At 37.0% G+C, this 12454-nt stretch carries 11 protein-coding genes; 8 read left to right on the plus strand and 3 right to left on the minus strand.

The genetic code is table 11. The annotated features are described in order from the left end of the window. Positions 1–315 precede the first annotated feature (315 nt). The 6 genes from DX009_RS00835 (at position 316) to DX009_RS00855 (ending at position 7507) form a co-directional block, all read left to right on the plus strand. Complete coding sequence (locus DX009_RS00835) at positions 316–1050, plus strand: winged helix-turn-helix domain-containing protein (RefSeq protein ID WP_115082691.1); 735 nt, start codon at positions 316–318, stop codon at positions 1048–1050. A gap of 391 nt (positions 1051–1441) precedes the next feature. Next, positions 1442–3565: a TonB-dependent receptor gene (locus DX009_RS00840; protein ID WP_245944552.1), complete on the plus strand. Its 2124-nt coding sequence runs from the start codon at positions 1442–1444 to the stop codon at positions 3563–3565. A 227-nt stretch (positions 3566–3792) separates the two neighbouring features. Further along, entirely contained in the window at positions 3793–5601 is a 1809-nt protein-coding gene (locus DX009_RS00845) for an AMP-dependent synthetase/ligase (RefSeq protein ID WP_115082693.1), read from the plus strand. A gap of 30 nt (positions 5602–5631) precedes the next feature. Next, entirely contained in the window at positions 5632–6750 is a 1119-nt protein-coding gene (prfB, locus tag DX009_RS00850; RefSeq protein WP_006043891.1) for a peptide chain release factor 2, read from the plus strand. Between the two features lie 113 nt (positions 6751–6863). Next, positions 6864–7007 carry a hypothetical protein gene (locus DX009_RS13225; RefSeq protein ID WP_006043890.1) on the plus strand — a complete coding sequence of 48 codons (144 nt, stop codon included), beginning with the start codon at positions 6864–6866 and terminating at the stop codon, positions 7005–7007. After that, on the plus strand, positions 7007–7507 hold the full coding sequence (locus DX009_RS00855; protein ID WP_006043889.1) for a CYTH domain-containing protein: 501 nt from the start codon (positions 7007–7009) through the stop codon (positions 7505–7507). The genes DX009_RS13225 and DX009_RS00855 overlap by 1 nt, the downstream gene beginning before the upstream one ends. On the opposite strand, the gene DX009_RS00860 is transcribed toward DX009_RS00855, so the two are convergent. Beyond that, the gene (locus DX009_RS00860) at positions 7467–7859 is read right to left on the minus strand and encodes a VanZ family protein (protein ID WP_115082694.1); all 393 of its coding nucleotides are present in this window, start codon (positions 7857–7859) and stop codon (positions 7467–7469) included. The two genes, DX009_RS00855 and DX009_RS00860, sit on opposite strands and share 41 nt — an antisense overlap. A 92-nt stretch (positions 7860–7951) precedes the next feature. Between DX009_RS00860 and DX009_RS00865 the strand changes: the two genes are divergently transcribed. Further along, positions 7952–8938 carry a helix-hairpin-helix domain-containing protein gene (locus DX009_RS00865; RefSeq protein WP_115082695.1) on the plus strand — a complete coding sequence of 329 codons (987 nt, stop codon included), beginning with the start codon at positions 7952–7954 and terminating at the stop codon, positions 8936–8938. A 248-nt stretch (positions 8939–9186) separates the two neighbouring features. Continuing rightward, complete coding sequence (locus tag DX009_RS00870) at positions 9187–10494, plus strand: IS5 family transposase (RefSeq protein ID WP_115082696.1); 1308 nt, start codon at positions 9187–9189, stop codon at positions 10492–10494. 46 nt (positions 10495–10540) lie between these two features. Here DX009_RS00870 and DX009_RS00875 read toward each other — a convergent pair whose 3' ends face one another. Both DX009_RS00875 and DX009_RS00880 read right to left on the minus strand, forming a co-directional pair. Continuing rightward, complete coding sequence (locus tag DX009_RS00875; protein ID WP_115082697.1) at positions 10541–11257, minus strand: hypothetical protein; 717 nt, start codon at positions 11255–11257, stop codon at positions 10541–10543. A gap of 12 nt (positions 11258–11269) precedes the next feature. Then, entirely contained in the window at positions 11270–12346 is a 1077-nt protein-coding gene (locus DX009_RS00880) for a hypothetical protein (protein WP_115082698.1), read from the minus strand. Between the last annotated feature and the right edge of the window lie 108 nt (positions 12347–12454).

Below are 12454 nucleotides of genomic sequence, written 5' to 3' on the forward strand. Positions count from 1 at the left end.
AAGATGCCAAAATGCTAATACAACAATAAAGCAAAAACAGTCCAAGCCTAAACACAGTTTGTTTAAAGAGTGTGTAATATACTTCTAAAATTTTGTAATTAAAACCTATGCAAATATTAATAAGAAAATAAAAAACTGTAATTAAAAAATTTTATTTTCTTATTAATAATTTCCTCCTTCTGTTATGTGTTTTTATATGGCTAATATATATACCTACCAAAAGGCTACTACTCTTCAAAAAAAATAATATAATTGCCAAACTATGATATTAAAAATATTTAGTATCTTTGCTTTTGTAAACATTAAATTGAGCTTATGAAACCATATACAGCTGTTATTGTGTTCCTTACATTAGTATTGTCGTCGGTATTTACAAGTATAAATAGTTACAACCATACAAAGAAAATGATTGTAAACGATATGAATCGCGCATTAGCATTAACGCTTTCTGAACAGCAAGAAGCCTGGATAACGCCCGATACTATTATAAACTATCGCAAAAATTTAAAGATAGATGTGCTCCGAAACGAGTCGTTTGTAACTTATGCACTTAACAATACACCAAAAACACTATGCAGTAAGCCTATGAAATGGGTACGAAACAACAGCAGAAACATTATTCTCCAGTCGTATGCAACTTGTTCTCTTTTCACCATTTACGGACTTTCTAACCAGCGTTCTGCTGCTTTTCTCTTGTTTTTATCCCTCGTTTGGCTTGCCAGTTCGGTTTATTGGTTGCGCAAACATAGTTTAGGCACACTTGTTTTAAATAGTTTAATCTATTCAAACAATAGGCAAATGTTCTACAATATAAAGCAAATGCCTGTTCCTTTTACTCCTATGCAACAACAACTTATGCAGCTTTTTGTTGCTTCTGCCGACTATAAATTGTCTAAACAAACCATTTGCGATGCACTTTGGCCAAAGAAACCCGATGCAACCGAAACGCTTTATACACTTATTAGACGTATAAAACCAGTGCTAAAAAAATATGCTGGCTTGAATATTGTTACCGAACGAGGTGGCGATTATCGTTTAGAAAAACAATAAGAAGAATGCTACAATTTTGCAAAAATATAGCATAAGAAACTGATGTATATATTTTTTGTATAGCACGAACATCTATTTTGTATTGAATATGGGCACTTTGCAGAATGTTGCATAGATAGCCCATTAAAGAATATTATTGTTTTAATAAGGCGTTTACAAATTTATAATCTTTTTCGTGTCTATAAAATAAGGTTTCGTTGTTAAGTATTTATTCTTCTAAAATAGCAAAATAGGCTATGTTGGTTACGTTTCAGTAAGATGTCAGACACTTGTCAGCCATATTTTACCCTATTTTTTGTTGTTCAAGCTAACTTTGTCTAATAAACTATAACCTATCGTTGCAATGCTACAATATGAAGCTAAGGAGCGAAACTAAATTTATTGAATGACAATGAAACGATTTTTTACTTTATTTTTAATTGTTATGGCTGGACAATATGTTTTATGTGCTCACGCTTTTTCGTTTAATGCAGTGTGTTTGCAGCACAATTTTACACAGAAAGAAGTTAGCGACACAGTGCAAACAAATAAGAACGAAAAGCCCGTAAAACTATCAGGCGTAACAATAGAAGCAACAAGAGTGATACAAAAACCCGATGGACAACTTATTTTTCCATCGAAAACGCAACGCAATAGTTCTACAAACGGATACAGTTTGTTGGCAAAACTCAGTTTGCCACGTATCAGAATAAACGAAACAATGCATACAATAACAGCATTAAATAATAATGGCGATGTGCAAATTCGTATTAATGGCGTGATAGCAACAAAGACAGAATTGATAAATATGAATCCAAAACTGGTGAAAAACATTGAATTTATAGACAATCCTGGTGTTCGTTATGGCGAAAATGTGGGCTATGTGCTAAACATTCGTACCGCAAAAAGCAAACAAGGAGGGGCAATTGGCATAGACTTAAACAATGCTTTAACAACAAAAAGTAGCGATAACACAGCATTTGTAAAATTAAATAGAGGCAATTCGGAACTTTCGTTTTCCTATTCTTTTAATTATCAAGACTTCAAAGGAAGCAGAACTAAAGAAGAGGCTAACTATCAATTAAGCAACAATACATCTTATTATATTGAGCGAAACGACTTATCGAGCCGTAATCGTACGGTTAGAAATGGGCTTCAATTAAAGTATAATCTTGCCGATTCAGCATTGTCTTACGTGTTTCAAGCAAGTTTATCGAACGACTTTAATCATAGTCTTAACAACGATAAAATATATCAAATGTTTACACCCGAAGGTAATTTCCTCTCGGAAAGTCGCAATTCTGAACGTAGTTTTTCGCCAGTTCTCGACCTTTACTACTATAGAAAGTTGGGTAAAAGTAACAACATTACAGCCAATATAGTGGGTACAACAATTGGAACAAAGGCTAACAACTATCTAAAAGAAGTTTCACCTTATATATATAATGTAAATGGACAAATGCGTTCGTTATATTCTGAGCTTATTTACGAACACCAATTGCGCCCTTTTACCATATCGGCAGGTATAAATAGTATGTTGAAATATATACGAAACGAGTATATTGGCGATGTAAAATCGTTTAATAAGATGAATTATTCTACCTTATATATGTTCTCGGAAATAAAAGGAAATTGGCAAAAATTGGGTTATGTTTTTGGCATTGGAGCCACAAATGCAGGCTACAAACAAGCCACCGATAAGTATAACTATTGGCTTTTTCGGCCTAAACTTAGCTTAAACTATTCTGTTACGCAAGCATTATCGGTGCGATATAGTTTTGAAATCTTCGAACATATATCTCGTATGGCAATGATTAGTAATACTAAAATCAGAGAGAACAGTTGCGAATGGCGTGTTGGAAATCCTAATATAGAGCCAAATAAGGTTGTTCAGCAAATAGTAAATATAAGTTATGTGCGCCCACGTTTCTATAATTTGGTTGATTTCTTTTGGCGATTGAATACCAATCCCAATATGTCTAAATACGTTCGTAATGCCAACAATGAGTTTTATTATATGCAAGCCAACCAGAAACGCATAGAAATGTTCAGTATTTCAGATGCTTTCAACATTAAAATCATACCCGATGTGCTCGAAACAACATTGGTTGGAGCACTCTATCGCTTCATTAACGAAGGCGACGACTATAAACATAGTTTAACAACATTCAATTTTCAAGCCAGTATACAGGCATATTTAGGGCGTTGGACACTTACAGCGTATGCCGATAATGGGTGGAAATTCAACGAAGGCGAAACACTTGCGCACAACGGAAGTAATATTTATGTAGGCAGTAGCTATCGGTTGGGCAATTTACAGCTATCGCTTTACATTAATAATCCATTTACTCAACACCACAAGGACTTACATTCGCACATATTAAATTGCTATGTAACGAAAAATATAGTGCAGCGTAACCGTGATATGGGCAATTTTTTAACCTTCAATTTGTCGTGGAATTTAGAGTTTGGACATAGAAAACAGAATAAGAAAGAACATAATCAGCACAAAGATACCGATACGGGAATAATGTAAACAAATAGAAAAGCAGCATATTTAATGTTGCTTTTCTTAATAATATCTATCTTGTTAAAGCAATAGTTACACTTTTCTTCGGTTTTATTGTTCTGTTTTCACCTAATAGAGGTGTGTATAAAATAATAATAACCTTAAAATAATTTCCTTATATGACTTAAATTTACTATTTTTGCATTATGTATAAGGCATACGAAAAATCGTATTCGTAAAAAGAAATAAGAACTATGCTGGCAAAATATCACTACGCTGTGCTTATACACGAGCAAGCAAAAAAATATGGAACAAAGCCCGTTATAACTTTTAGAAATTTTGGAAGTTTAGAATGGAAAACGGTATCGTGGAATCAATTTTCTATGCGCGTAAAGCAAGTTTCTAATGCTTTAATAAACTTAGGACTGAAATCACAAGAGAAAATTGCCGTATTCGCACAGAATTGTATACAGTATCTTTATACAGATTTTGGTGCTTATGGTGTTCGTGTAACCACAATTCCATTCTATGCATCAAGTTCTGAACAGCAAATACAGTATATGATACAAGATGCGAGCGTTCGTTTTGTTTTTGTTGGCGAGCAAGAACAATACGATAAAGCACATCGTATACTTCCACTTTGCCCAACATTAGAACGTATTATTATTTTCGACCCAAGTGTACGCATAAGTTCTCACGATCCGCATGCAATCTTTTTTGAAGATTTTTTAAAACTTGGCGAAGGATTTCCACGCCAATCAGAAGTAGAAAAACGATGGGCAGAGGCAAACGATAACGATATCTGTAACATTTTATATACTAGTGGTACAACAGGCGAGAGTAAAGGCGTTATACTTACACACGGTATGTATAATGCAGCAATGATTGCTAATAGTAAATGTGTACCTGTTACAGATAAAGATAGATCAATTGACTTTTTACCCTTTGCACATGTCTTTGAAAGAGCCTTTGCTTATTTAGTATTAGGCAACGGTGGTGAATTGATAGTGAACACATATCCAAAAGAAATTCAAGAAAGTATGCGAGAAACCCACCCAACTTGTATGGCTTCGGTGCCACGCTTCTGGGAAAAGGTTTATATAGCAGTGAAAGAAAAAATAGAAAATGCAAGTGCTGTACAGCGAAAAGTATTTGAACACGCATTAGAAGTAGGGCGCAAACACAACGTAATGTATCTTGGACGAGGCAAACGTCCTCCTTTAAGTCTACAGTTAGAGTATAAACTCTTAAATAAAACAGTTCTTGCATTGGTTCGTAAACAGTTAGGTTTAACCAATCCAAATTTCTTTCCAACAGCAGGTGCATACGTTTCGCCCGAAGTTGAAACATTTGTACATAGCATAGGTCTTGATATGTTGGTGGGTTATGGCCTTACAGAGAGTGTGGCTACAGTTAGTTGCGACCATCGAGGAAAGGCTTTTACAGTGGGTTCAGTGGGAAGACCAATAGAAGGACTACAGATAAAAATAGGCGAAAACGATGAAATATTGCTGAAAGGTCCTACTATTACCCCTGGATATTACCATCGTGAGCACATAAACGAAACAGCTTTTACTGCCGATGGCTACTTCCGTACAGGCGATTCTGGTTATCTTAAAGACGGAGAACTGTATCTGAAAGAGCGCATAAAAGACCTTTTTAAAACGTCGAACGGCAAATATATTGCACCACAAATGATAGAAGGGTTGCTCTTAGTAGATAAGTTTATCGATCAAGTAGCTATTATTGCCGACCAACGCAAATATGTTTCAGCGCTTATAGTACCCGAATTTAGAGTTTTAGAGGAGTGGGCGAAAGACTTTAATATAGATTATGATAGTCGAGAAGCACTTTGTAGCAATCTACAAGTAAACAAAATGATGAAAGAACGTATAGCTACGTTGTTGCAATTGCTTGCTCCATACGAACAAATAAAACGCTTTACACTATTACCACACCATTTTTCAGCAGAGAATGGAGAGCTAACAAATACATTAAAACTGCGTCGCCCAATAGTTTATAAGAACTATAAGGACGTTATAGAACGTATGTACGAAGAATAAGAAAACACCATCTAAAAACATAAAACGAAAGTGATTACAGCAGAACAACTAAAAGATGTGGTGGCACGTGTAGATGCTTTACATCACTATTTAGGAATAGATAAAAAGAAAATTGAGTTCGAAGAAGAGCAACTTCGTACCCAAGCACCTGACTTTTGGGACGATGCTGACCGAGCACGAGAGCAAATGAAAAAGGTAAAAGGCATTGAAAAATGGCTGAAAGGATATGAAAATATTAAATCGGAAGCCGAAGAATTGCAGCTCGCATTCGACTTTTATAAAGACGAACTCGTTACCGAAGAAGAAGTAGATAAGGATTATGCAAAGGTAATATCCGATATAGAAAATCTCGAACTAATGAATATGCTCCGTCAAGAGGAGGATCCTATGGAGTGTGTTATGAAGATTAACTCTGGTGCGGGTGGAACAGAAAGCCAAGATTGGGCATCTATGCTGATGCGAATGTATATGCGTTACGGAGAAGCACACGGCTATAAAGTTACCATTTCAGATATTCAAGATGGCGATGAGGCTGGTATTAAGAGCGTAACTATGAAATTCGAAGGAGGAGAATATGCCTATGGCTTTTTAAAAAGCGAAAATGGGGTGCATCGTTTGGTGCGTGTTAGCCCATTTAATGCACAAGGAAAACGTATGACAAGCTTTGCCAGTGTGTTTGTTTCGCCTCTTATTGACGACTCTATTGAGGTATATGTAGACCCAGCACGTGTAAGTTGGGATACTTTTAGGTCGGGCGGTGCTGGTGGACAGAACGTAAATAAGGTTGAATCGGGCGTACGTTTGCGTTATCAATATGAGGATCCTGATACAGGGGAGCAGGAAGAAATACTTATTGAAAACACCGAAACACGCGACCAACCCAAGAATAGAGCAAAAGCAATGCAGCTTTTGAAATCGCAATTGTACGACCGTGCAATGAAAAAACGTATGGAAGCACAAGCTAAAGTAGAGGCATCGAAGAAGAAAATAGAGTGGGGAAGTCAGATAAGAAGCTATGTTTTCGATGACCGTCGTGTGAAAGACCACCGCACAAACTATCAAACTTCTGATGTAGATGGGGTGATGAATGGAAATATTGATGGCTTTATAAAAGCCTACTTGATGGAATTTCCAGAAGAAGAAAAATAACTTTTAGGAGTGTAAAAATAGAAAAAGGTGAATAGAAAGAGAAATTCTCACCTTATTATATATAGTAACCAGTGAAAAGTTATAAAGGCTTTTCTCGTAAAAAAATTATCACAATGAGCAATAAAAACAAATTAAGAAAGAAAGCAAAAGAGGCACGCGAAGAGAAAGAAGCTAAGTCTGTTTTTAAGTGGATAATAATATCTCTTATGATATTAGCTCTTATTTTAATGACGTGGGCAATGACTTTTAATGCATAATGAGTAGCGGGTTAGAAATTGAACGTAAGTTTCTTGTCCATAAAAATATGGATTGGAAGAGCCAAGCATATAATGTAAGTCATGTCCGACAAGGCTATTTTGCGGCTATAAATACCGTTCGTATTCGCATTCGAGATACAAAAGGCTACCTCACTATTAAAGGAAAGTCGGTTGATGGGGGGCTTTCGCGTTACGAATTTGAAAAAGAAATAACTCTCGAAGAGGCAGAACAACTTCTTCAATTGTGCGAGAAAGGTATAATAGACAAGCATCGTTATTTGGTGAAAAGTGGCAAACATACTTTTGAAATTGACGAATTTCACGGCGAGAACGAGGGCTTGGTTATGGCAGAAGTAGAATTGGAAAGTTTGACTGAGCCGTTTGAGAAACCTAATTTCATAGGAATGGAGGTTACAGGCGACCCTCGTTTCTACAATCGGCAAATGCGTAACTATCCATTTACTGCTTGGAAAGAAACCTTACCAGCAGAGTACCGATAGCCAAAGCAATAGTACTACCTATAATATCGGCAATAAAATCGAGCCATTCGCCACTTCTGTTTCCATTGGTACAATAGGCTTGCAATAGTTCTATGCCTCCTCCTAAAAGCGATGGTAGCAACCATACACCAAGAAACATACCTTTTGGGGTTACAGGTTTGTGGTTATGAAAATACTCGTGTGCCACAATCATACCGAGCACAGTGTATAAACCAATGTGTGTCCACTTGTCTATGAGTGTAATACCACTTAATGGAGTCTCTGGAATAGGTATTAACGAAACAACTAAAATAAATATAGTCATCGCAATAGCCATTGGAAATTTGCGCAATAGAGAGAATGCTTTGTTCATAAATCTATTCTATTTTACTGCAAAAATACCAATATTTTTCTGTTTCAGTGGAATTTCTGCTGAATAATCTAAATACAATCGTAAACCGTTCTATGAATTTTCGTGAATTCTTTTACCTGAAAAAGTCAGATAGGAAAGTCATTACCTTTCTGTTATGTCTTACTATTGGAGTGTTAGGAATTTTGTTTTTATTAGGTAATAAGCGTAGTAGCACATTGCTTAATGCTGCCGACAGTTCGGCAATAGCTACAGAAAGAACAAGAGATATAGCCAGTTACGAAACAAGTTCGGGACAATATAGGTTGGAAAACGGGCAAAAAACAGAATTGTTTCCTTTCGATCCTAATACAGCAGATAGTTTACAGCTGAGCCGTTTAGGGCTTGCACCCTATCAAATACGCAATATTTATCGCTACAGAGCCAAAGGAGGTGTGTTCCGTTCGCCTCAATCGTTTGCTAAAGTTTATGGTTTAACTCGCAAGCAATATCGCGATTTAGAGCCATACATAACCATTGGCGAGGACTATCAGCCAGCCTTTACAATGGAAACTATACGAAATTACGAACGAGGACGGATAGAAGAACAACGCAAACTACACGAAGCCTACGAAGAATATAAGAAGAACGATACCTATAAACCATACAAGAAATACGACAGAGATACCATTCGATACCCCATTAAAATAAAATTAGGCACACATATAAACCTTGCTTATGCCGATACAACTATGTTAAAGAAGGTTCCTGGTATTGGTTCTGGTTGGGCAAAAACCATTGTTAGCTATGGCGAACGGCTTGGTGGATATGTAGCGGTGGGACAACTGAAAGAGATAGAAGGGTTCCCTGTAGAATCGTTACCTTTCTTCGAAGTGCGTAATGCGCAAACAAAACGTCTCAATCTCAATACACTTTCGTTGTCGCAACTGCGTCGCCACCCCTACATAACCTTTTATATGGCACGTCAGATAGTAGAATACAGACGACTGAAAGGCAGATTAAGTAGTTTGTCGCAACTTCGATTGCTCAAAGAATTCCCAGCCGATGTTATTGAGAGGCTACAACCATACGTCTGCTTTTAGTAGCTCTTATATATTAAAAAGGTGGTTTTTGGTTTGTAAAAAGGTATGTTTTGCCAGCCAAAAACTACCTTTTTACAATGCAAAAGTATAGCTTTTTATAAGCTATTGAGAACTAATTAGTTACTAATACTATTTAGTCTACCCTTATAAACCTAAAAATCCTCTGATTCATAGTATATTATGCTATAAATTATTTGCAAATATCTGCAAGTTTTTGTACCTTTACACTATAATTCTTGCAGATATTTATGCTTAAACGTACATCCAAACAGCTCTCTATGTTCTCTTCCTTAGAGGATATGCTTAGTCATCAACATCCCCTTTTCCAACTTAGTAATAAGATTAATTGGGAGAGTTTTGAAAATGCTTTTTCTCCTTTGTATTGCAGCACTAACGGTCGCCCGGCTCATCCAATTCGCCTGATGTGTGGTCTTTTAATTTTAAAACATTTGCGTAATGTGTCGGATGAAATGGTTGTTTTTCAATGGAGCGAGAATGCTTACTACCAATATTTCTGTGGTGGACTTGAATTTATGCCAAAACAACCCTGTGACGCTTCCGAGTTAGTTCACTTCAGAAATCGTATAGGCGAGGAAGGTATGGAGTTAATATTAGCAGAAAGTATCCGCGTTAATACCGACCATGATGACGAAGATCATTTTGATACTGCTTTCATTGATTCTACTGTACAGGAGAAGAATATAACCTATCCTACAGATGCGAAGTTGCATAAAAAGATAATCAAAAACGTTCTGAAGATAGTTCATGACAAGAGTCTTCCTCTACGACAGAGTTATACGCGTACGTTGAAAGGCATTTACCGTTCCCAACGTTTTCGTAATCATCCCAAGAATCGTAAGAAAGCTCTTAAGGCAGATAGACAACTAAGAACCATAGCAGGAAGATTGGTAAGAGAGCTAGAGCGTAATCTTGGGGGAAAGAAAGGGTATGAGAATATGTTTGAGCTATATTACAAAGTTCTTTCTCAGAATAGGAAGTCAAAGAACAAAGTATATTCTCTGCACGAACCAGATGTAGTTTGTATCAGCAAAGGTAAGGAGCATAAGCAATATGAGTTTGGCAATAAAGTATCTATTCTTCGCTCATGGTCAGGACTTATTCTTGGTGCATGTTCTTTTAGGAATGAATATGATGGACATACTATTGAAAAGACATTGGAACAAACCCAAAGGATGACAGGAAAGCAGGTTGATAAGTTAGCAGGAGATAGAGGGTATAGAGGTATAAAGCAGATTGGGAAGACAAAGATACTCATTCCAGACGTTCCTAAAGCTAAAGACAGCTACTACCAAAAGAAAAAGAAACACAAACTATTTTGTAAACGAGCAGGTATAGAACCAACAATAGGACATCTTAAAGCAGACCACCGATTATCTCGCAACTTTTATAAAGGTGTGAAAGGAGATGCTATCAATGTATTATTAGCTGCGGCAGCATATAACTTCAAAAGAGCTATGAGAGTTCTTTTGTACCTTATAAAAAGAATCAGCATAGAGCTTGTCAGTACAGGCTTTATGCTGAAATATAGTTTTTAAGGGATGACTATTTATATCTTATTGGGTTGGGGCTATAATAGCATCACTATTTCTGTTCTCTCACCAAATCTTCGTAGGCTTGGTTCATTTCGTTCATCAGTACTTCAAAGTTATCCGAATTAAGTGCCACACGACGGAACATAATCTCTAAGTTATCGCTTTCTATGGAAATAGGCTCATTGTGCAGCAAGGTCATTGTGCCATAGAGCATTAAACGGAAAACGGTAGCCTGGTGCAAGGTTGCCAATTCGGGATTAATAGTTCTCAGTACCATACTATATGTCATCATCTGAGTACGCACCATAGAACGGATAGCAAGGGCTACATCTACTGGTTGAATATCTTTTGCACCACGTTCGTAGCTTTCGAAGAACTCTGTTATGGTTTGTAACCTTCCCGTAAGCAAGATACTAACCTGCTGTTGATACTCTTTAATGGCAGTTTCGTACAGTTCTTTAGACCCACAAGCATAGCGAAGAAGTATTTTTGGCGATGTTGAATTACTGAATTTTCTACGTTTCATGTCTTCAGCAACAGCCTCTCCGTCAGTGTAATTAAGCCGAATAAGAATTGGGAACATTACAGAAACATAGTAAGCCGACAACCTTTCGTAGTTATCGGCTATTATTTTCTTATATTCTAAGGGTGTTATATTCTTCTTTCCAGGCTGTGTGGCATCTATACTACCACTTATAAAGGCTTGAAAAAAACCTCTTGTCATAGCCGCCACTACCTTGTGCCGACTAACAGTTGTTATGTGCATGTGTTTTGTTTTCTATCTATGTCCGCCAAACGAACCACTGTTTTGTGTCGGGCGTTCTATTGTTTGATTAGGTTGCATACTAGGACGCGGAGCACTATTTCCAAACGATCCACGACTGCTATTGTTATTATTGAATCCGCTATTAGACGGTTGCGTTTCAAGACGACGGCTTTCTGACCCAAAAGAGAACGTGCGTTCAGAACCATTGTTGCGACCAAAGCTACCACCAAAATTAGAAGGCTGTGATGTTGTTCCCTGACGAGAGCCACCGAAGCTACTATTATTGTTGGAACGTTGTGGCATTTGTTGTGGTTGTACACCAACAGGTTGCCCCTGTATAGTGGTATTTCCGAAGCTTCTTCTGTCCACACTTTCATTATTTCTGCGTTGATTTCCAAAAGAAGGACGGCTACTATTGCTTCCATTTTGTGGTGTTTGCACTACGCGCGAACCATTGTTACCGTAGCTTCCAAAGCTACCATTATTGCGGTTTATCACAACAGGCTGCCCTGTTCGTCTACCAAATCGCCCGGCATAATAACTTTGTTCTCCAAGATTTCTACCACCTCTATAAGTATCGTAGTATACAGGATATGAGCGATAGAAGTAGCGTGGATTGTCGTAACGGCTGTAAATGCTGAAAGCGTATGTATTGTCGTACCAGTAAACAGGACGATAGAAGTAGTCCATATTTACGAAGTAGTTGTATTGAGAGGCATTCAACACATAGAATATATCACTATTACGACGTGCCCAATAGTCGCCATAAATTGAGTTTTCACCTCGCATATTAAGCAAATAATCTAAGTTTATTTCGTAAATAGCCTCGTATTGAGCATCGTTAAGTCCTAGTTCGTAAGCCATTTTGTCTGATAAAAAGAGAGCCTGACGGCGTGCATCTTCGTATCGTATGCCCGAATAAGCATATCTACCACCGTAATCAGAGCCGTAACCAGCATTGTAAACATCACCTCCAGATGTATAAACTACGCCAGACGAACCACCATTTAAGGCAAGTAGACTATCGCAAGAAGTAAGAGACATCGTAGCAACGATGGCACTTAACCATATTATATTTTTACTTTTCATAATCTATTTCCTCCTATTTTGTTATATTTTTATTCAATATTTCTGCTGCAAATATAATAGTAATTCCCCATACAGCCAAAGGCGTACACCTATATAAAAAAGGAAATA

The sequence above is a fragment of the Prevotella pallens genome, assembly GCF_900454935.1.
In the GTDB taxonomy this organism is placed as follows: domain Bacteria; phylum Bacteroidota; class Bacteroidia; order Bacteroidales; family Bacteroidaceae; genus Prevotella; species Prevotella pallens.